Here is a 19,993-nt window from a genome sequence, read left to right as displayed (position 1 = left end):
CCATTATAACCCCACATATACCACTTACCACTTAAAATAACTGCGTGATCACCTGCACGATGATGGGCCCCAAGATGACGATAAACAATGTAGGAAAGATCAGCAGAACCATGGGAATCATCATCTTGATGGGTGCTTTCATCGCTTTTTCTCTTGCCGCTTGCCTTCTTTGTTCTCTTAGCCTTCTGGTTTGAGCACGTAATACCTTGGTCATGCCAATTCCGAATTGGTCTGCTTGAATTAAGGCACTCATCACACTTTGAAAAGGTTCCGAAGGCACTCGATCACGAAGACTAGTGAAGGCATCCCGCCTTGACTTCCCTAATTTCATCTCATCCAACGCTTGCAAGATTTCTTTAGATAACGGTCCCTCCATTCTCTTACTTACTTTATATAGTGCCCCATCTAATCCCATACCTGCTTCAAGGGAAACGCCCACCATATCAAAAAAATCCGACAAACTCTTCTCAATAGCTAGGATGCGCTGCTTTCTTTTGTCAACGATATATAAAAAAGGATAGAAAAATCCCAAGGCAGCCGTCAAAAAGGAATAGATCATTACTTTTCCCATCGAGTCATTCGTGTAAGTAAAAAAAGCTAAGGAACCTACAAGCAATACACCAAAGAGAATGAACTGTATCAAACGGTAATCAACAGCAGTCCACTGAAAAGGACTTCCCGCTTCCTGCAACCTTTTTTCAAGGGCCATGGTTGCCTTTGACGGCATCTGATCCGAAAGCGTACGTCTTAATGCAAACCAGATGGGTTGGATCACTCTTTCCCGAAGGGACTTCTCTTCCGTTTGAACAGGCGTTAAATCAGCAGGCTCCTCGACCCCAATTAGAGGAAGCAGGCGACGTTCGACTCTTAACCTTGATCGAAGAAGATAGTGCAGCAGACCTGCAATAATAAGAGTAAAAAAACCAAAACTTCCTATAAGGAACAAGAATTTACTCATCGTTACACCTCAATTTTCATCATTTTTTGGATAACGATCCATCCAATTGCTCCTGATACTAAGCCATACAAAATAAATCCCCAACCAATCGGGTGTGTTAGCATGGGTGTAAAATAGTCATGATTCGTTCCATACAAAAAGACAGCCAACGCAATAGGCAGTATCGTAATTACCCACGCTGAAGCCCGCCCTTGTGCAGTTAATGTCCTCGATTCTTCCTTCATCCTTACCCGTTCCTGAATCGTTTCTTGTATGGACTCCAAAATCTCAGCTAGATTTCCTCCTGTGGAACGTTGAATTAACATAGCCATGAGGACCATCTCCAAATCTGGGTTGGGTAGCCGCTCCGTTAGTCTTTTCAATGCGTCATCCACTGAAACTCCAAAATTGATTTCTCTTAGAGTTCGGGCAAATTCAGGTCCTAAAGGATCAGGTATTTCCTTAGAGATCATTTGTAAGGCTTGCATAAAGCTAAAACCTGCACGAAGGGAAGTAGCCATTGAACCTAAAGCCGGTGGCAATTGGGTTAAGCAGCGCTGTAGTCTTTTTTCTTTTCTTCTCTTCAACTCGATATTCGGGATCATGTAGCCAACCCATAACATCAGGAGAGCAATCCATCCTCCCCATTCTAGTCCTAGAGCAATGAGAGAAGAAAACCCGATTCCCGAAACTACTTTTACGATGACGAATTCCTCTGCCTTTAGAGGGACTCCTGATTGCTCAAGCTCACGCTCAAAGCGGAGAACGAATGACCTGCCCTCTATCATTTTACTCATCACAGAAAGGATCTGGGCTCCTATTTTTTGCTTTGGCATGCCCTCCTTTTTCGGTTCATCTGTTACGATCATGGTAGAGGAATAAGGTAGAAATTTCTCTAACCGATCCACCACCCAGAGACGTCTCTTACGAATAAGTAAACCAATTGCAGCGAAAAGCACCGTAATGGATACAAAGAAGATGGTGAATAGTATAAAGATCATGAAGACCACCCCTCGCGAAACCATTCTGATGGAAGAGCAATCCCTAGCTCTTCCAATTTTTCTGCGCAATAAGGACGTATACCTGTAGCTGTAAATTTTCCTTGTACCTTATTCTCCTGAGACATGCCTGTTTGTTTAAAAACAAACAAATCTTGAAGAACAATCGTTTCCCCTTCAAGTCCAAGAACCTCGGTAATATGGGTAATCTTCCTACTGCCGTCTTTTAATCTAGATTGTTGAATAATCAGATCTATGGCGCCTGCCATTTGTTCCCGAATCGCCTTTACCGGCAATTCCACCCCACCCATAAGAACCATCGTTTCGAGACGAGACAACATATCTCGCGGAGAGTTAGAGTGACCCGTTGCTAGAGAACCATCATGTCCCGTGTTCATGGCTTGCAACATATCAAGCGCCTCGGCTCCCCGAACCTCCCCGATCACCACTCTTTCCGGTCTCATCCTAAGGGCATTGCGCACCAAGTCACGCATGGATATGGCACCTTTCCCCTCGATATTGGCTGGACGAGTTTCGAGGGATACCACATGCTCTTGAGAAAGTTTTAACTCCGCTGCGTCTTCAATCGTAATAATTCTTTCATCTTCAGGAATAAAAGAAGATAAGACATTAAGAGTACTTGTTTTTCCTGATCCTGTACCCCCACTGATAAAAATATTTAACCGCGCTTTCACGCATGCATCTAGAAAATCTGCCATTTCTTTACTTAAGGTTCCAAATCGGATTAAGTCATTAATTTCTAAAGGCTTCTGAGAAAACTTCCTGATGGTAATCGTAGGGCCGTTCAAGGCGAGGGGAGGGATAATGGCATTCACCCTTGATCCATCAGGTAGCCGAGCATCCACCATTGGTGAATTTTCATCGATTCGTCTCCCCAGCGGAGAAACAATTTTTTCAATGACTTGCAGCACATGCTCCTGATCTCGAAAAAAGGCTTCGCTTTTAACTAGTCTACCTTTTTTCTCTACATAGATTTGATAAGCTCCATTTACCATGATCTCAGAAATATCTGGGTCAGATAATAGGGGGGTAATGGGTCCATAGCCCGTAAGTTCGTGGATAATCGTATTGATCAGTTTTTGTTTTTCTTCAAAAATTAGGGGCTCGCTCTTCTCTAAAAAAGTCTCTGCTAATTTTGAGATAAGAACCGTTAATTCTTCTTCTGGAGCATTCGGATGCTTCTTCAATTCTTCTACAATATAGGTTCTTAGTTTCACTTTCTGATCAGGCTCTTTGGGTATCTCCCTTATAGAAACAACAGGTCCATTGCTAGGTTGTAGAGGATAGATGTCTTTTTTACTATGCTGTTCATTAATCCTTTTGAGAAGTGACATAGGTTCTCCTCCCTATTTTTTTCTTGAAGGTATTTTCTTGAACCATTTTGCAAAAACAGATGAACTTGGAGCCTTTTCTCTTAATTTCACACCTTGCAATTGAGCAGCCAAAGAGAAGAAACTCCTAGAAATCTCTAACCGAGGATGAGAAAGGACAAAAGGAATACCTTGATTAACAGAGGGAACAACCACATTCCCACTGCTTGGAATGCGTAGATAAATAGGTTCTCCTAAAACCTGCTCTACTGTATCTAACCTTAATCCCTTCACTTTCGTATCTCGATTTAAAATCACTTTCACTCGATCTTTCAATCCTAATGATTCCAAGGTTTGCATACATAGCTTTGTATTCTTTAATGTAGGCAGCTCCATGGAAGTAACAAGGAGGATCTCCGTTGAGCTTTCGAGAGCAACAAGTCCTGTTTCGAGAAGGGAAGGCGGAGTATCTATAATCACGATATCGTAGACGGATTGAAGAGCTTCAATGGTTTGTTTCATATGATCACCCGTAATCACTTCCGCGAACTCTGGTCGGATAGGAGCAGCTAGCAGGTGTACCCCTGAGTGGTGATGAGTCATATACTTATCAATACTCTCTTCCCATTTGTCGTTCTGTTCTTTGACTAATTCGTAGCTCGTCCGCTTAGGCTGCTCATCAAACATAATAGCAATATCACCAAACTGAAGGTCAGCATCGACGACAGCTACCTTTAAGTTATATTTCGCAAAAGCCACCGCGAGATTAACCGCTATCGTTGTTTTCCCAACTCCGCCCTTCGTACCACAAATCGTCATGACTCTCCCTAACTTTTTCTCATGTAGAGGATAAGGAGCTTGCGAGGACTTCTTCAATTGAAGACGATACTTCGCTTCCTGAACGGCAGTAACCAATTCCATTTCTTGCACAGGTAACCCTATGGAATCTGTTGCCCCTGCTTTCATGGCGCGTTTCAGATCTAATTTATCTTTCGGAACAAGGAGAATAATAAATAATAGGGGATGATAGATGGAAAGCTGCTTGCATACTTCATAAATATCATAGTGAGCTCCCTCGTGGAGGAAGAGTATGGTTTCCTCCGAAGGAGAAATAGCTGTGGAAAGGGAGTCGACGTTCGAATACCACTGTAAGGTATCCCCCATATGTCTTACAACAGAGGAAACAGAAGGGAGTAGAGATGGATGTTCTGATAAGCCAAACCATTTTAAACTCATCTTATTTTCTCTCCCCTTCCACTAGCTCTTCAAATTTTTGGAGAATCGGTGCAGCCGTTGATGAGTCCTCAGGATGGCGGAGCATAAGATGAAGAGCTAATCCGGTTTGGGTAGCTAATCCTAGGGAAACACCTTCTTCAGGGGAGACTTCCAGCGTAACCGTTTGATACTCCTTCACTTGCTCCTTGTGAACACTCCACGCTACGGCGTTCCCAGCTCTCAAGACCTTCACGTTCTCTAGAAGGAGGAATGCTTTAGAAAGTGCCTCTTTGTTTGGCGGAGTCACAAGGATTACATCAACCATACTACCAGGAACGAGAAAGCCGGATACTCCTTTTACCTCATCTACACTTATCGAGACGGCACGCTTGCCAGGTTGAATTTCTACTTCTAAGGAAGTATTAATCTTTGCTTCCGGCTCGGCCACAGGAAGTTCTTCTCCTTGTGGGGCTTCTACCACAGGTGTCATTGTCTCGGTAGGTGCAGGCGGCAATAGAAGGAGATACAGACTTCCTGAAGCCAACATCCCAAAGATTACAGCCCATATCCAAATGGTTTTTGTTTTCATCCGTCTCTCTCCTGATGCTCTAGTTTACTCTACCAATTTGTATCCATAGGCCCCATAGGATGAACCCGCTGAGACTATTGGACCAGATATCGTCTTTTCTATAAATCGACCGACTACTTCCGCCCCTTGATTGTTATCACTAACCGATTCAATAAAAAAGAAGGCAAAACCAACCACACGAACCTGTTTAATTTGGTTTTGCTGCGTTACCACAGGCTGATAAACAGGGATAAGCCCTATTCTTGGACAATTCACTGGATAATCCGTGTAAGTAGCCCCTGGATAAGGACAAGAGGAGATCCGATGCTCAATGGCTCGTTTGGTAGGATTGGCAATCTGTCCAGTCTCCGTGTTCAGAACATCATAAACGCTAAGCTCTCCGTCAAACCCTTGCTGTAAATCTCTCTCGTAGTTACTAGCTCCTGAACCTGTAAGCGCTAGAGCGCCAAAGTTTCCTGTATCTGCTGTTCCCACTTTTAACTTGGCCTGCTGTCCAAAGGTTAAAGGGGTCCCCGCATTAACTCCAAGGGGGATGGCCCCCACCCCTGCACCGATTGGACCGAACTTAATTTTGGCTGTAGCATGGATCGTGTTGTCCGAAAAACCTAATACCTTCGAAAAAGTTGCAAGCACTTCTTTCGACGATCCTCCTGCTAGGGACATGTCAGTACGGTCAAAAGTTAAGGTTAAGTCAGACGCTTCTACCCCATTTCCTTGAGCAACATGTTCTGCAGCACGCTGGCCCAGATCCGGTCTACTGGGATAATCCATCGCTCCAGCTAAAACAGCGGAATCGACAGCCTTTTGAAGTCTTGATTTTTCAAGATAAATCACGCCTATATCTAACACTAATGCAGTCATGCCTAATAATAACGTCATCACCATCGCCACGATGATGACAACCGTACCTTTTTCTGAACGCAGTAAGTTCATCATGTTATTCCACCCTCATCACTGTTTTCGTTGTGATCGTATAGGGACTTTGAAAAACCGTTTTAGTTATGGGTGAAATAAAATCAATAGGATAGGATATCGTCACTGTAGCGTATACTCCACGTGTTCGGTTTGCTTGAGCTGGTGTAACGGAAAAAGAAAGTTTAGATGACTGTAAACCGGGAGTTCCACTAAGGATCATCTGGCTAACTTCTGCATCCGTCTTTCCCACGCTTGCGGCCCGTGCAGCTTCACGTCCCGCATGATCAAGCATTAAATTGGTATGAAGAACGAGTCCAAAATCAAGGATGCCAATAAGGAGAATAAGCAAGATCGGTAAGCATAATGCCAACTCCACAGTAGACTGCCCCTTATTGGATCGCATTACCTTACACCCCAGGCGTACACAGCAGGTATGCGTCGTTCTTTGATATCCTTCCACACTGAAATGACCAGTGCAATGATTATGATTAGGTCGGTCATAAGACATCGACTCCTTGATGATAGAAGAGAACCCCGCGGGGGCGGGGTGGTTGCAATAATTAAAAATAGTTTTTTATGGTGTTGGTGTTGTTGTTGTCGGGCTAACTTGTCCTGCAATGTTAGCGAATGCGTCAGTTATAGCCGTACCTAATGGACTAGCAGTAATTAAAGCTAGTATCCCAACAATAACCCCCAAAATTAACGCATACTCCGTCATACCCTGACCTTTTTCCTCTTTGAACAAACGTGTTAGATGTTTCAACATAATGTCTCCTCCTCTAATTGTTGTGGAACAACCCTTAAAGTCCCGAAGGAGATGGCATCTACTTATGTAAAGTAGGCTTACATCTTCGGCAACTGGCTGGCCTAGCCATTCGTGCTTTAGCCCCTTTAGTTTTGCGTCCTTGAGTTTCCTCAAGTTTGCCCTTTCGGTTGTTTATGTCTCTATCTTAGTGGGAAATACGGCTATTTATAATCCGACAAAGTTCCTGTTATTTTTACAATGTTTGACATTGGAATTCCAACTATTTACCTAGATGGTAAATTAGATATATGATTCCAGTTCTATTTCTCTCGAAAGTCTGACAGAATTATGAACTTGTGCTTTATCTTATTTTCCATTATGGTAGAAAAAATTAGAATCTGGATGTGATGAAAGTGAAGATTCAATCTTTTCACTATACCAAGCGAAATACGGAACAAAATTTAACAATAGAACTCGAAACAGCTTTTACTTTTGCTAGGAGATTTTTCGGGCTAATGGGAAGGGGAACAATCCAGCGTGGAATATTATTCAATAGAACCAAACAAGTACATATGTTTTTCATGCGGTTCCCTATCGATGTTTACTTTCTAAACCAAGAAGGTGTAGTTATTCGGATAGTAAAAGACTTAAGACCTTGGCGGATCAGCCCCTATGTGAAGGAAGCTTATTATGTCATTGAATTACAGGTAGGGCATCCATATCTCCTAGAGATCGGGGATGTTTTTCAAGTAAGTTGAGGATGGATATTTGCAAAAATACTTTATTTATTTGCAACCTCTTATATTTTATTTGCAATCTGTTCACACCCATAAAACCCCCTCTACTTCAAGAGCTGTTTTTTGACGTTTTTATATATATAATGTGACTTAAATAAGAACTTTTACAGGAGGAAAGAATGGATGCATAAAATCGCCTTATCCATTATTGCTGGCTTCATTCTCATCTATCTTCAGTCACTAATGGTCATGAAGTTGAATGGTTATTCGTCCATTGAGTTTAATAATCTCTCTATATTATTCTCCTTATGGGCCGTGAACGTGATTATGGTATATAGTTTATTATTCAATTTAAAGAAACCAATACTCGAATCGGAAAATCAAGCTTAGCTACCGACTTTCTTCCGTTCTTCCAAAACCAGTAGACAACCATAACAAAACAGCCCCCGCTATTATCACGCGAGGGCTGTTTCCATTATCCTTACTTCTTCTCTGCAATTTCCTCGATTAGTTGTTGGACAAAGTCATGAAGTGCCATCGTACCTAGGTCACCCTGATCTCTCTTACGCACAGCCACTTGTCCATTTTCTGCTTCAGCTTTCCCGATTACTGCCATATATGGCATCTTCTCTAGCTGAGCTTGTCTAATCTTATATCCAATTTTCTCGTTACGATTATCGAGTTCTACACGGATGCCAACTCGCTTCAACTTTTGTACGACTTCTTCCGCATATCCGGCTAAATCGTTGCTAATGGTTAAGACCTTCACTTGAGTTGGAGATATCCAAAGCGGGAACTTGCCTTCGTAAACTTCAATCAAGTAAGCCGTTAGACGTTCCATTGTAGAAAGAATACCACGGTGAATAACAACTGGACGATGTGGTTTGTCATCATCTCCAATGTACTCAAGCTGGAATCTCTCTGGAAGTAAGAAGTCTAATTGAGCTGTTGATAGCGTTTCGTCTTTACCAATGGCTGTCTTTACCATAACGTCAAGCTTCGGGCCGTAGAAAGCTGCTTCCCCTTCTACTTCCTTATACGGCAGACCAAGGTTATCCATCGCATTCTTCAGCATAGATTGAGCCATTTCCCATAGTTCGTCATTTTGGACGTACTTTTCCTTATCCTCTGGATCACGATATGACAAACGGAACCAGTAATCCGTGATATTCAAATCCTTATAAGCTTGTTGGATTAATTGAACAACACGACTGAATTCCTCTTGAATTTGATCTGGACGACAGAAGATATGGGCATCATTGAGTGTCATAGCGCGAACACGCTGTAAACCGGAAACGGCACCAGACGCTTCATAGCGGTGCATCGTACCAAGCTCGGCAATTCGGATAGGCAAGTCGCGATAGCTATGCTTCTCCGATTTATACACCATCATATGGTGCGGACAGTTCATCGGACGTAGAACGAACATTTCGTTGTCCATTTCCATTGGCGGGAACATATCTTCTTGGTAATGCTCCCAGTGACCGGACGTCTTATACAAGTCAACATTCGCAATAACTGGAGTATAGACGTGATCATAACCGAGACTTTCTTCTAAATCTACAATATATCGCTCAAGCGTGCGGCGGATCTTCGCTCCATTAGGCAACCATAATGGCAATCCAGGACCGATCTCCGGAGTTGCTGAGAAGATCTTCATTTCTTTACCGATTCGACGATGATCGCGACGACGTGCTTGCTCTAAGCGATCAAGATACTCGGCTAATTGCTCCTTTTTCGGCCAAGCTGTACCATAGATTCGGGTGAGAGAATCATTCTTTGCATCCCCACGCCAGTAAGCAGCTGACAACGACATAAGCTTAAATACTTTGAGGTATCCAGTCGATGGAACATGCGGTCCACGGCATAAGTCCGTAAAATCCCCCTGTGTATAAAGCGTTAATGTTGTCTCCTCGGGTAAATCATTAATGATTTCGACCTTGTACTTATCCTCGCGTTCTTGGAAGTATTGGAGAGCCTCATTGCGAGAAATTTCTTTTCTTTCAATCTTCAAATTCTCTTTTATGATACTTTGCATTTCTTTCTCAATCTGATCAAACTCCTCAGAAGAGAAGGTTCTCCCAGACATATCATAATAGAACCCGTCTTCGATCACAGGACCGATTGCTAGCTTAACTCCTGGCCAGAGTCGCTGAATCGCTTGAGCCATTAAGTGTGCCGTTGAATGTCGAAGAACTTCAAGTCCTTCTGCATCCTCTGCTGTAAACAACTGTATATGACAGTCTTCTGTAATCGGAGTTGTCAATTCAACCAACGTTCCATTGATACTTCCCACTACAGATTCCTTTTTTAACTTGGAAGAAATCTGGCCTGCTAGGTCACGCAAATTAATGCCAGCCTCGACCTCGCGCACACTGCCGTCCTTCAGTTCAATCTTTACCATAGACATGCTTGTACACCTCTTTTTTCTCTTTTCATCATTATTTCATAATACCGGAAAAAACAAGTAAAAGCTACCTTCACTTCAAAGACAAATACATTGGTAAGCTCTTCTTTTTAAGCTATAATATTACTTGCTCAAATAAGTTGCCGGAGGCATCTCAAATGACTGCAGAGGAACTACTAAGGGAATTAGCGAGTAAACGTCTTTTTGCAAGTCCGGAAGAGAAAAGAAGACTCGTTGCTACATTAGCTGAAAAAACAGGGCTTCTTCCTTACTCGATTCCCCTAATCCTGATTACGGGAACCTGTGGGAAAGGATCTACCACTTTATTTCTATCCTCCATTCTAGAGTCTCATGGGTTTCGAGTAGGTTTAATACAGAGTCCCCATTTATCTTCCTTTAATGAAAGGATTCAGATCAATAGAAAAGCAATGTCTGAGAGAGTCATTTTAGGCAAAATAAATGAACTTCTACCTTCCTTCCTCGAATCTGTAGAACCAACGGAGAGCCATTCGTTAGGTGCCTTAAACTATAATCAGGTTTTTCTTATGACAGGACTTCACCTTTTCTTACAAGAGAAACTAGACTTTGTCTTAGTGGAGACGGGAATAGGCGGCTACAATGATCCGAGTTCTTTTTTTACTCCCATTGTATCGATCATTACGAATGTCTTTAAAGATCATGAAGCGGTTCTCGGGCATTCGTTTGAACAGATCGCGTATGACAAATCCGGCGTCATAAAAGATCATGTTCCCGTTATTACAGGGACAAGCGTTCCCGAAGCCTTAGAAGTGTTAAAAGTGGAAGCACAAAAGAAAAAGGCTCCACTGTACTGCTTAGGTGAGGATTTCTCCACCGAAAAAGAAAACTATATGGAAAAAGGGCTAATACTCCCCTATCAACTTCGTGTTGCAGGAGAGTTTCAATGGAGCAACTCCGCCTTAGCCATTAAATGCAGTCTTCTTCTACACGAGATGGGGTTTCCTCTTAAACAAGATAAAATAATGGAAGCACTTCTTCATACTCAGCTGCCTGGACGGTTTCAAATTGTCAAAGAGTCTCCGCTTACCGTCATAGACGGGGCGCATAACGAAGAGGAGATCAGACGTTTTTGTGAAACTGTTCGCAAATTTGGATGTGAGACTCATTATTTTATTCTGGGTTTTTCACAAGATAAGAGGATCGAAGACATGATGCAAAATTTTGAAGGAATAAGGGCCGTCTTTTTATTTGCTCCACACAGCAATATAATTAGACTAAAGGATCCACAAGAATTAGCCGATTATTGTCACAGAAACCAAATGCATGCCCTTACTTTTCCGACTCTTGAACAAGCGTATGCTTATGCCTTGTCAAAGGCCACAATCTCGGACGGAATATTCTTCACTGGATCAATGTTTATGGCTGGAGATGCCATTCAATTGCTCCCAAGTGATTTATAAAATCGGTCCATAATAGGAAAGATAACCATTAAGATTCATTGTTACGGAGGAATATATGCAACAATCACCTATTGATCCATCTTCCATCATCTTATTTGGAGCCACCGGAGACCTCGCAAAGAGGAAATTATATCCAGCTCTCTACAGTCTCTATCGACGTGGAATGCTGCCTGAGAAATTCAGCGTGATCGGTGTTGCCAGAAAAGACTGGACAAACGAGATGTTCCGCGAACATGTATGGCAATCCCTGAAGCAATTTGGTCGGTATAAAGAAGATCAAGAAGAAACCTGGGAGCAATTTTCCAAGCATCTCGATTACGTTAGTGTTGATCTCCAGAATTCCGAAAGCTACGCCAAATTAAGAGTGTCCTTAACGGAAGCCGAAGCTAGATTTATGATACCAGGCAACCGAGTCTTTTACTTAGCGATCTCTCCTGAGTTATTCGGTACCGTCTCCTTTAATCTAAAGGACAGCAACCTCTTAGAAACGGACGGATGGAAGCGACTTGTGATAGAAAAGCCTTTTGGCCAGGACTATCGCTCAGCAAACGAACTGAATGATAAGATTCGATCCGTGTTCCGTGAAGAAGAAATCTACAGGATTGACCATTACCTTGGAAAAGAAATGATTCAAAATATTGAAGTCATTCGATTTGCCAATTCTTTCTTTGAACCATTATGGAACAATAATTACATTGCCAATGTCCAAATTACCTCGAGTGAGACCGTAGGGGTGGAAGAGCGAGGAGGATACTACGAAAAGTCTGGCGCTTTACGAGACATGGTACAAAACCACATGCTTCAAATGGTTACGATGATCGCGATGGAGCCGCCCAGCCGCCTTGAAACAGAAGCCATCCGTGATGAAAAAGTAAAAGTACTTCGTTCTCTTCGGAGATTTCCTGTCGATGAGGTGAAAGACTACGTCATCCGTGGACAGTATGATCGGGGCATCATTGCCGGAAAAGAAGTGAGTGGATATCGAGAAGAGCCAGGTGTAGCTCCTCTTTCCTCAACCGAAACCTTCGTTTCCGCCAAATTATATATCGATAATTTCCGTTGGGCCGGCGTTCCCTTCTACATTCGCACAGGAAAAAGGATGCCTAATAAATCCACCGAAATCATTATTCAGTTTAAGACATTGCCTAAGAACCTCTATTTCAACAAGCATGGCAATTTAGAGCCTAATTTGTTAAGTATCAGAATACACCCTCAAGAAGGTATTTATTTTAAAATGAACGTTAAAAAGCCAGGAACCGATGGCGTGGTCTCTCCGATTCCTCTTGATTTCTGCCAGAACTGCGAAGCGGGAATCAATTCACCTGAGGCTTATGAGCGATTGTTGCACGATTGTCTTGAAGGAGATTCTACCTATTTTACCCGTTGGGACGAGGTTTCGTTGGCTTGGAAGTTTGTTGATCCGATCTCCGCTGCCTTTCAACAAGGAAAAACAGAGATTCATTCGTACGCAGCAGGAACGTGGGGACCTCAAGCTTCTACCGAGATGCTCGGACAAGATGGCTTCCGCTGGTGGCCTGTGTACGGACAGGAAGAATTAAATACTGAGCATGAAGCCTACTTTGTGAGATCCTAGAATAAGAAGAAGGGTGCCCCTTTGGGACACCCTCTTCTCTTTTATTTATACGCTGAGCACAAACCACACGCCTGCTGCGATCAATAATCCCCCTAAAACTAGAAAGCCCATCATGATATAGTATAAGGGCTTGTTGTTTCTCCTTCTCCTAAAAAACTCATCCACGCTGCTCTTCCCCTTCTCTACTTGGCCGTGGTGGTCTTGGGCCAAAGTATTGATAATAATCAACTTTTATATTCCCGTTGAATAACTTTCTCTTTTTGCTAGCCCGCTTGCCGAATAACTCTTCAAATTTCTCATTAGACGTAATAACATAATAGGACCAGGTATCAAGCGCTTGGAATACTTGTCCCATTTCGCGATATAATCTCTCTACTTCCTTTTCTTCCCCTAGCCGTTCCCCATAAGGTGGATTACAAATAATCTTTCCGTATTTCTTCTTCGATCTAAGTTCAGATACCGACATCCGCTGGAAGTGGATATGCTCACTTACCATCGCTTCCTCAGCATTAGTGCGGGCAATCTGTAGAACTTCGTCGTCATAGTCTGTACCTATAATCTGAAGCGGTTGATCGTATCGGGCAAGATCATGGGTCTCCTTCCTAGCCTCTCTCCAAATTTCTTTTGGGATGACCGGCCAATTCTCAGAAGCAAATTCTCGGTTCATTCCCGGTGCAATATTTTGTCCGATTAGAGCCGCTTCAATAGGAATAGTACCGGACCCACAAAATGGATCAATCAGTACACTATCCGGCTTCCAACGAGAAAGAAGGATGAGAGCCGCTGCCATGGTTTCTTTTAACGGGGCTCCCCCAATTAAAGTTCGGTACCCTCTTTTATGTAGTGCTGTCCCACTTGTATCGATGGTTAGAGTAGCAACATCTTTAAGGACAGACACTTCTATTCGATATAGAGGACCACTTTCCTCAAACCATTCTTTCTTGTACTTTTGCTTCATATGCTCAACAATGGCCTTCTTCACGATGGCTTGGCAATCCGATATGGAAAACAACGTTGATTTTACCGATTTCCCATCTACGGGAAATTCGGCATTTTCCGGTAACCAGTCAGACCATGGTAAGGCTTTTGTTTTTTCAAAAAGCTCGTCAAATGTTCTCGCTTCAAATTCCCCGATCTTAAGCCGTATTCGATCCGCCGTACGAAGCCACAAATTCGCCTTCGGAATGGCTTCAATCCCCGCCTTGAAGGTAACTTTCCCATTTTCCACTACAGCATTTTCATATCCTAGGGCTTTAACTTCCTCCCCCACAACGGACTCCAGACCAAAAGTGGAAGTGGCGATAAGTTCCACTACCTGATTACTCGACATACCTTTCTCTCCTATCCTAAACATAATGAAAACATTATACTATTAGTCATAACCGTTTCCAAACGAAAGCGTACAAGATATACTGTTTAAGTTAACTTTTTTTAACAGAAAGGTGGAACAGCATGAAGACCGCTTATATTAACGTAAACGTCGCAACCGTCTGGACCAAGCCGGATCTTCCCCGCGAGCTGGATTACACAGCCACAACGTCTCCAACCGATATCCCAGCATGGTTATCCGGACTTACTCACCAGGATCGCATCTGGTTCATTGATGAAAATATTCTTCAAACCCAAGTACTGCTAGGTACTCAGGTACTGATTACAGAAGAATCCGGAGACTGGAGTCACATTCTGATTCCAGACCAATATACCCCAAAGAATGAAACTGGTTATCCGGGATGGGTTCCAACTCGTCAGCTTGGATATGACGAAGCCTACCATCACCTTTATTCAAGCTCTCCAAGTGTCTGGGTAACTGCGGCTCAGGCCACATTAAATACGGAACAATCGAAGGTATCCTTATCCTATCTTACCCGCCTTCCTCTATTAAAACATGAGGGAGAAAAGATTTACGTCAAGTTACCATCCGGAAAAGAGGGATGGCTGTCTTTCGATGAGGTAACCATTCGCCAGGAGCCGCATCAGGTCGAGCTTCCTCACTTGAAAGCTCCTTATCCGATGCTAGAGAAACGTATGGGGGCAGATATTGTTGAAGCAGGAAAACAGTTCTTAGATTTACCCTATTTATGGTCAGGCATGTCAAGCTTTGGCTTTGATTGCTCCGGATTCTCCCATAACATGCACAAGGCGAATGGCATTCTTATTCCACGCGATGCATCTGCCCAGTTCAAATTTGGAAAAGAGCATGGTTTTGAAGTAAGTAAAGAAGAATTGCAAGCAGGAGATCTTGTTTATTTTGCAAATGAACGAGGGTTTGTCGACCATGTTGGAATTTACGTTGGAGAGGGAGACTTCCTTCATGCTTCCAATTCTAATTACGTGGTGAAAATCCAACCACTGTGGGAAGGCAAGTACTTACAGAAGTATTGTGGAGCCATAAGATTTTGGTAATGTAACTAGATAGAGGTCGAGTCTCAATATTGAGACTCGACCTTTTTTGTTAAATAAAATATATCTTGTTAATTTGTATAATTTATGTACAATATTATTATAAATAATAGACTAAAATTATACATTATAAAAGAAAGAACGGTGAGTTCTATGAAATGCCCCTTCTCTTTATTCAGAAAGACTACAGTCCCAAACCCACTAAGTCATCAAGATATGAGACTTAGTAAATCCATTACGGTTAATAACGCTCAAATAAATGCCAAATTGAGTTACATGAATTTAAAGCAGGAACACATTGAAGTCTTACAAAAACTAAAACCATCTGTGCTAGAAATGGCTGATAAGATATTTGAAACCATATTGGACACCGTTTTTGAAACAACAATAATTCAAGAAGTCGCCAATCAGCATTCTTCTAGACAAAGATTGAAATCCGTGTTTATGCACTATATTGAAACATTATTCTCTGGAAAGCTTGACGACTCCTACTTTCGCTACCGTAAACAAATTGGAAATAAGCATAATCAAGTAACACTTCCTATTGACTGGTTTCTTGCCACCTATCAAACGATTAATTCTTACTTGATTCCACAGTTAGTAGAAACCTTAAAAGATGATCCAAAAGAATTATCAACTGCTTTACTTGCTGTTACCGGATTTATTAACCTTGACTCGCAAATCATTGCAGAGGAATACCTTAACGCTAGAATGTCTGTAATTGAAAATTTATTAAGTGAACAAAAACAAACCCAATCAGAGCTATTAGAGATGAGTCAACAAATAGCTGCCTCAATCCAACAAACGGAATCTGCATCCGTGGATACATGTCAGAAAGCTCAAAAAGTCATTGAAGAAACAGATAATACCTTGTATAGCAGCAAACAACTGTTCCACTTAACTGAACAAAGTATAGAAAACATGTGCAAAACAGAAGAAAAAATATTAGAGTTAAGAACTGACATTTCTGATATGGTTAATGAAGTAGAGGAATTATCGACTTTATTGCGCAGAGTCATCAACATGTCCAAGGATATAGAAGGAATTACAAACCAAACCAATCTCTTGGCCCTTAATGCTTCCATTGAAGCTGCACGTGCTGGGGAGCACGGTAGAGGATTCTCAGTTGTAGCCAATGAAGTTCGCAAATTGGCGGAAGCGACTAAACAAACCAATAGTATTATTAGCCAGTTAGTAGCTGAGAGTACAGGAAGTATGCAACATATTGAGGAAAGGCTAAATCGTATGACTTACTCAGCTGAAGATACAGTTGGTTCTGTTAAAGAGGTACAGGTTGAATTACAGAGGACAAATAACGAGGTGAAATATTACATCGAAATGTTTGGAAACAACAAACGCGATCTGGACTTAATTGTAACTTCTATTCAAGAAGTATCCATGGCAACTAGTTCATTATCGCAGCTTGCGATACATATGAATCTCAGAGCTGAGAGAAAGTGAATAAAGGTTGAACAAATTAGTGAGTAATCTGTTCAACCTTAAGCTTGCTTACTAGCCTACTTTCCCCACATCCGAAGGGCGACCTCGACCAGCTTTCCTCCCAGGTAAAGCCCAAAGATTCCCAAGACCGCCGGTAATACCGGTGGTGCTGGAATGGGGAGCTTTAATAATTTAAAGATAACACCGACGAGAATACCGGCGATAATAGATAAAATAATCTCTCTCACGTTTGAATCCTCCTGCTGTTACTCGATTACATCATATATCAATGGCAGGGCTGACACCTGCTCTTGTTGAATCGCATAGGCATGAGTGGTCTTAGTGACCCATTCTTCCATTTCATCCTCTGTGTTCGCATGTAGAACCGCTAGAACGTCTCCTTCTTGTACAGGGTCGCCCACTTTCTTCTTCAGCTCAACCCCTACGGCTAGATCAATGGAATCTTCCTTTGTCTTACGCCCTGCTCCAAGCATCATTGCGATATGGCCAATTTCTTCTGCTTTGATTGACTTCACATATCCTGTAGAAGCGGTTTTCACTTCAACTTGATACTTTGATTGAGGGAGTCTCTCTGGATGATCAACGACCTCCGGATTTCCTCCTTGAGCTTGAATAAACTCTTTGAGTTTTGATATTGCTTCCCCTGATGCAAGAATTTTCTTGAGTCGGTTATAAGCCATATCAAAATCATCTTCCTTTTTAGCCAGCACAACCATATGGGCTCCCAAGACTAAGCATAATTCTGTAAGATCTTCTGGTCCATGCCCACGCAAGGTATCAATGGCCTCTTTCACTTCTAACGCGTTTCCAACAGCGAAGCCCAATGGCTGATTCATATCGCTAATGACAGCAACTGTATTCCTTCCTACGCGCTTGCCAATCTCCACCATAGTACGAGCAAGTTCTTTAGAACCCTCCAAGGTTTTCATGAACGCCCCGTCACCCGTTTTTACATCCAGCACAATGGCATCTGCTCCAGAGGCGATCTTCTTACTCATAATGGAGCTTGCTATTAAGGGAATTGAATTTACAGTAGCCGTTACATCTCTTAGACCATAAAGCTTCTTATCTGCTGGGGTTAAGTTCCCACTTTGGCCAACAACCGCTACTTTAATTTCATTGACGATCTTGATGAATTCCTCTTTTGTAATTTCTGTATGAAATCCATCTATCGCTTCTAATTTATCAATGGTACCTCCTGTATGCCCTAGTCCTCTACCTGACATTTTAGCAACGGGAACACCTGCTGCTGCAACGAGGGGACCTAAAACTAAGGTTGTTGTATCTCCTACCCCACCCGTGCTATGCTTATCAACTTTAATACCCTCGATAGCGGATAGATCAACTTCATCGCCTGACTTGACCATAGCCATGGTTAGATCGGCTATTTCTCGTGGATTCATTCCTTGGAAGAACACAGACATAGCCCATGCTGAAACTTGATAGTCTGGAATGGCTCCTTGCGTATAACCTTCAATAATAAAATCAATCTCTGACTTTGTTAACTCGAGTCCATCTCTCTTCTTTTGAATCAAATCGACCATTCTCATCATTGTTCACCTCTTATTATGTATTTATTGTCTACTCATTGTACGCTCACGGAACATAGTAATAAATACCAATACTAATCCCATAAGTGAGAATGCAGTCATTGTTATATAGAGGAATTGACCGTTGTAAGCCTCAAAAATCCAACCCGCTATAAGCGAGCCGACAATCCCTGCGAAACCGAAGAATACGGCAGCAAAAACCGTCTGACCTGTGGATTTCAACTCTGGGGGAATTAATCTATACAAATATTGTAAAGAAGCTAAATAATAGATAGCAAAGGATAGGCCATGAAATAATTGAAGATAAGTTACCAGAACCGGATCCGCTAAGAGTGCACATAAAATCCAACGAACACAATAGAATACAGCAGCCCAAGCTATCAGTTGCAATTCTCGGCCCTGACGAAGCCACCGCACACTAAGGCCAAATAATAAGGCTTCACTCCCTGTTGCGAAAAACCAAGCCGTGCCTACCAAGCCGGTCGTGCCACCTAAGGATTCAATATAAACTCCAACAAATCCGTCATTAATCCGATGAGGTATGGATAAAGTGAAAATCACGAAAAGAAACCAAAGAATCCTTTTTTCCTGAAATACAGAAAAAATGGATCGAAGGGAGACGGGTTTTAAAGATGATGGAGCATCACTAAGCCTTGTGCACGTATATAATGCAATTAATCCAAAAGCCAGAAAGACCCATGAAATATAACCCAGACCAATGCGTTCAAATACAAAGCCCATAAAGATGGCGGTTATAGCAAAACCAACCGATCCAAACAGTCGAATGCTTCCGAAGGGAATTCGATACACCTCCGAAACCCGGTAGGTCAGGCTATCAGTTAAGGGACCAATAGGAGACATAAAAAAGTTGAAAACAAGAACGTAAAAGAACATCCACTCAAAGGAGACAGATCTGAACATAAATGTCCCAAAAAGAATTGTCGCTACAAGGGTCAGTATTAAGATGTTCTTAACGGTTTTGTACTTATCGCTTAAGTAGCCCCAAATAGGGGGCGAGATGATGGAAATAAAGGGGCCAACGCCGAGTAAGATACCAATTTGTACAGGACTGATTCCTTGGGACGTAAAATAGACGGGCAGATAAGAAATGAAAATGGAAACAATTGCATAAAAGAAATAATTATATGCCACAAGTGACACAATTGGCCCTTGTAAAAACGGGCGTCTTAATTCATTCAAACCCACTTCTCCTTCCATTCTTCATGCTATCCGTTAATTCTACCATTAAATTAAAATGGAAAAAAGAAACTGACCCTAATGATTTAAGGGTCAGTTCAGTTCATCTGGAATTAATCCCTGCCATAGCTTACATCTTTATCAGGGTGCATAAAGGGAACACCTAATGGGTTAATTCCTTCTTCAATCATTTCAGCATTTTCGCTGGAGTTGCAGCCAATATCATTTGTTGGGTGTACCCATTGATCGCCTGCCATAATGGCTGGATCAACGTCCGTACTCCAATTGTTTAAAGGGGAGTTAGGAGAGTCGTAAAAACTGTCTCCTATCACCACTCCAAATTCATTAATAAAAGGCTCTCGAATGTCTGACTTGGATTTGTTATAAGCCGGAGAATGCACCTGATGTGGGATAGTTTGCTCCATAACAGGAGAATTCAATTTTGGCTGTTGCTCCCGTTTCTTGTTGCTCATATCCA

At 42.2% G+C, this 19,993-nt stretch carries 20 protein-coding genes and 1 riboswitch; of the genes, 6 read left to right on the top strand and 14 right to left on the bottom strand.

Annotated elements, in window-relative coordinates; all coding sequences use genetic code 11:
• Positions 1-31 precede the first annotated feature (31 nt).
• The 8 genes from EIZ39_RS05290 to EIZ39_RS05255 all read right to left on the bottom strand — a co-directional run bounded on the left by EIZ39_RS05290 (position 32) and on the right by EIZ39_RS05255 (position 6,751).
• Positions 32-958, bottom strand: coding sequence for a type II secretion system F family protein (locus EIZ39_RS05290; RefSeq protein ID WP_129198210.1), 927 nt, complete (start codon positions 956-958; stop codon positions 32-34).
• A gap of 2 nt (positions 959-960) precedes the next feature.
• On the bottom strand, positions 961-1,938 hold the full coding sequence (locus EIZ39_RS05285) for a type II secretion system F family protein (RefSeq protein WP_164984911.1): 978 nt from the start codon (positions 1,936-1,938) through the stop codon (positions 961-963).
• Entirely contained in the window at positions 1,935-3,290 is a 1,356-nt protein-coding gene (locus EIZ39_RS05280; protein WP_129198206.1) for a TadA family conjugal transfer-associated ATPase, read from the bottom strand. Before EIZ39_RS05280 ends, EIZ39_RS05285 begins: the two co-directional genes overlap by 4 nt.
• A gap of 12 nt (positions 3,291-3,302) precedes the next feature.
• Entirely contained in the window at positions 3,303-4,502 is a 1,200-nt protein-coding gene (locus tag EIZ39_RS05275; protein ID WP_129198205.1) for a CpaE/TadZ family protein, read from the bottom strand.
• Between the two features lies 1 nt (position 4,503).
• Positions 4,504-5,070 (bottom strand): Flp pilus assembly protein CpaB, encoded by a 567-nt coding sequence (cpaB, locus tag EIZ39_RS05270; protein ID WP_129198203.1) that lies wholly within the window; start codon positions 5,068-5,070, stop codon positions 4,504-4,506.
• A gap of 24 nt (positions 5,071-5,094) precedes the next feature.
• Positions 5,095-6,006: a pilus assembly protein TadG-related protein gene (locus EIZ39_RS05265; protein WP_129198201.1), complete on the bottom strand. Its 912-nt coding sequence runs from the start codon at positions 6,004-6,006 to the stop codon at positions 5,095-5,097.
• 1 nt (position 6,007) lies between these two features.
• Entirely contained in the window at positions 6,008-6,388 is a 381-nt protein-coding gene (locus EIZ39_RS05260) for a TadE/TadG family type IV pilus assembly protein (protein WP_164984910.1), read from the bottom strand.
• A gap of 171 nt (positions 6,389-6,559) precedes the next feature.
• Positions 6,560-6,751 (bottom strand): Flp family type IVb pilin, encoded by a 192-nt coding sequence (locus tag EIZ39_RS05255; RefSeq protein ID WP_129198197.1) that lies wholly within the window; start codon positions 6,749-6,751, stop codon positions 6,560-6,562.
• Positions 6,752-6,835: 84 nt separating this feature from the next.
• Positions 6,836-6,921: riboswitch (cyclic di-GMP riboswitch) on the bottom strand.
• A 222-nt stretch (positions 6,922-7,143) separates the two neighbouring features.
• Between EIZ39_RS05255 and EIZ39_RS05250 the strand changes: the two genes are divergently transcribed.
• Together EIZ39_RS05250 and EIZ39_RS05245 are read left to right on the top strand one after the other, a co-directional pair.
• Positions 7,144-7,488: a DUF192 domain-containing protein gene (locus EIZ39_RS05250; RefSeq protein ID WP_164984909.1), complete on the top strand. Its 345-nt coding sequence runs from the start codon at positions 7,144-7,146 to the stop codon at positions 7,486-7,488.
• Between the two features lie 162 nt (positions 7,489-7,650).
• A complete protein-coding gene (locus EIZ39_RS05245; protein WP_129198193.1) occupies positions 7,651-7,857 on the top strand; it encodes a hypothetical protein in 207 nt (68 codons plus the stop codon).
• A gap of 91 nt (positions 7,858-7,948) precedes the next feature.
• Here the strand turns inward: EIZ39_RS05245 and thrS are convergent, their stop codons facing one another.
• Positions 7,949-9,877, bottom strand: coding sequence for a threonine--tRNA ligase (gene thrS / locus EIZ39_RS05240; RefSeq protein ID WP_129198191.1), 1,929 nt, complete (start codon positions 9,875-9,877; stop codon positions 7,949-7,951).
• 155 nt (positions 9,878-10,032) lie between these two features.
• Here thrS and EIZ39_RS05235 point away from each other — a divergent pair, with 155 nt between their 5' ends.
• Together EIZ39_RS05235 and zwf are read left to right on the top strand one after the other, a co-directional pair.
• On the top strand, positions 10,033-11,313 hold the full coding sequence (locus EIZ39_RS05235; protein ID WP_129198189.1) for a bifunctional folylpolyglutamate synthase/dihydrofolate synthase: 1,281 nt from the start codon (positions 10,033-10,035) through the stop codon (positions 11,311-11,313).
• 55 nt (positions 11,314-11,368) lie between these two features.
• Positions 11,369-12,907 carry a glucose-6-phosphate dehydrogenase gene (gene zwf / locus EIZ39_RS05230; RefSeq protein ID WP_129198187.1) on the top strand — a complete coding sequence of 513 codons (1,539 nt, stop codon included), beginning with the start codon at positions 11,369-11,371 and terminating at the stop codon, positions 12,905-12,907.
• A 157-nt stretch (positions 12,908-13,064) separates the two neighbouring features.
• Here zwf and EIZ39_RS05225 read toward each other — a convergent pair whose 3' ends face one another.
• Positions 13,065-14,237, bottom strand: a complete 1,173-nt coding sequence (locus EIZ39_RS05225; protein ID WP_129198185.1) for a THUMP domain-containing class I SAM-dependent RNA methyltransferase — start codon at positions 14,235-14,237, stop codon at positions 13,065-13,067.
• A gap of 122 nt (positions 14,238-14,359) precedes the next feature.
• Here EIZ39_RS05225 and EIZ39_RS05220 point away from each other — a divergent pair, with 122 nt between their 5' ends.
• Both EIZ39_RS05220 and EIZ39_RS27640 read left to right on the top strand, forming a co-directional pair.
• Positions 14,360-15,310, top strand: a complete 951-nt coding sequence (locus tag EIZ39_RS05220; RefSeq protein ID WP_129198183.1) for a C40 family peptidase — start codon at positions 14,360-14,362, stop codon at positions 15,308-15,310.
• Positions 15,311-15,460: 150 nt separating this feature from the next.
• The gene (locus tag EIZ39_RS27640) at positions 15,461-16,768 is read left to right on the top strand and encodes a globin-coupled sensor protein (RefSeq protein WP_305013173.1); all 1,308 of its coding nucleotides are present in this window, start codon (positions 15,461-15,463) and stop codon (positions 16,766-16,768) included.
• 56 nt (positions 16,769-16,824) lie between these two features.
• Here EIZ39_RS27640 and EIZ39_RS05210 read toward each other — a convergent pair whose 3' ends face one another.
• The 4 genes from EIZ39_RS05210 to EIZ39_RS05195 form a co-directional block, all read right to left on the bottom strand.
• Positions 16,825-16,995 carry a XapX domain-containing protein gene (locus EIZ39_RS05210; RefSeq protein WP_129198179.1) on the bottom strand — a complete coding sequence of 57 codons (171 nt, stop codon included), beginning with the start codon at positions 16,993-16,995 and terminating at the stop codon, positions 16,825-16,827.
• 18 nt (positions 16,996-17,013) lie between these two features.
• Entirely contained in the window at positions 17,014-18,318 is a 1,305-nt protein-coding gene (locus EIZ39_RS05205; protein WP_129199116.1) for a pyrimidine-nucleoside phosphorylase, read from the bottom strand.
• A gap of 24 nt (positions 18,319-18,342) precedes the next feature.
• A complete protein-coding gene (locus EIZ39_RS05200) occupies positions 18,343-19,518 on the bottom strand; it encodes an MFS transporter (RefSeq protein WP_164984907.1) in 1,176 nt (391 codons plus the stop codon).
• A 110-nt stretch (positions 19,519-19,628) separates the two neighbouring features.
• Complete coding sequence (locus tag EIZ39_RS05195; protein WP_129198175.1) at positions 19,629-19,988, bottom strand: DUF3905 domain-containing protein; 360 nt, start codon at positions 19,986-19,988, stop codon at positions 19,629-19,631.
• Between the last annotated feature and the right edge of the window lie 5 nt (positions 19,989-19,993).

Origin of the sequence: Ammoniphilus sp. CFH 90114 (assembly GCF_004123195.1) — a bacterium.
GTDB lineage: Bacteria > Bacillota > Bacilli > Aneurinibacillales > RAOX-1 > YIM-78166.
The sequence above is the reverse complement of the archived record's forward strand: the minus strand, read 5'-3'. Positions and strand labels throughout refer to the sequence as shown.

Excerpts from the sequence above, each read along its gene's own strand:
- EIZ39_RS05290 (WP_129198210.1), bottom strand. The coding sequence starts at position 958 with ATGAGTAAATTCTTGTTCCTTATAGGAAGTTTTGGTTTTTTTACTCTT.
- EIZ39_RS05205 (WP_129199116.1), bottom strand. The coding sequence starts at position 18,318 with ATGAGAATGGTCGATTTGATTCAAAAGAAGAGAGATGGACTCGAGTTA.
- EIZ39_RS05220 (WP_129198183.1), top strand. The coding sequence starts at position 14,360 with ATGAAGACCGCTTATATTAACGTAAACGTCGCAACCGTCTGGACCAAG.
- EIZ39_RS27640 (WP_305013173.1), top strand. The coding sequence starts at position 15,461 with ATGAAATGCCCCTTCTCTTTATTCAGAAAGACTACAGTCCCAAACCCA.
- EIZ39_RS05260 (WP_164984910.1), bottom strand. The coding sequence starts at position 6,388 with ATGCGATCCAATAAGGGGCAGTCTACTGTGGAGTTGGCATTATGCTTA.
- EIZ39_RS05195 (WP_129198175.1), bottom strand. The coding sequence starts at position 19,988 with ATGAGCAACAAGAAACGGGAGCAACAGCCAAAATTGAATTCTCCTGTT.
- EIZ39_RS05235 (WP_129198189.1), top strand. The coding sequence starts at position 10,033 with ATGACTGCAGAGGAACTACTAAGGGAATTAGCGAGTAAACGTCTTTTT.
- EIZ39_RS05255 (WP_129198197.1), bottom strand. The coding sequence starts at position 6,751 with ATGTTGAAACATCTAACACGTTTGTTCAAAGAGGAAAAAGGTCAGGGT.
- thrS (WP_129198191.1), bottom strand. The coding sequence starts at position 9,877 with ATGTCTATGGTAAAGATTGAACTGAAGGACGGCAGTGTGCGCGAGGTC.
- EIZ39_RS05285 (WP_164984911.1), bottom strand. The coding sequence starts at position 1,938 with ATGATCTTTATACTATTCACCATCTTCTTTGTATCCATTACGGTGCTT.
- cpaB (WP_129198203.1), bottom strand. The coding sequence starts at position 5,070 with ATGAAAACAAAAACCATTTGGATATGGGCTGTAATCTTTGGGATGTTG.
- EIZ39_RS05280 (WP_129198206.1), bottom strand. The coding sequence starts at position 3,290 with ATGTCACTTCTCAAAAGGATTAATGAACAGCATAGTAAAAAAGACATC.
- EIZ39_RS05275 (WP_129198205.1), bottom strand. The coding sequence starts at position 4,502 with ATGAGTTTAAAATGGTTTGGCTTATCAGAACATCCATCTCTACTCCCT.
- EIZ39_RS05245 (WP_129198193.1), top strand. The coding sequence starts at position 7,651 with ATGCATAAAATCGCCTTATCCATTATTGCTGGCTTCATTCTCATCTAT.
- zwf (WP_129198187.1), top strand. The coding sequence starts at position 11,369 with ATGCAACAATCACCTATTGATCCATCTTCCATCATCTTATTTGGAGCC.
- EIZ39_RS05225 (WP_129198185.1), bottom strand. The coding sequence starts at position 14,237 with ATGTCGAGTAATCAGGTAGTGGAACTTATCGCCACTTCCACTTTTGGT.
- EIZ39_RS05265 (WP_129198201.1), bottom strand. The coding sequence starts at position 6,006 with ATGATGAACTTACTGCGTTCAGAAAAAGGTACGGTTGTCATCATCGTG.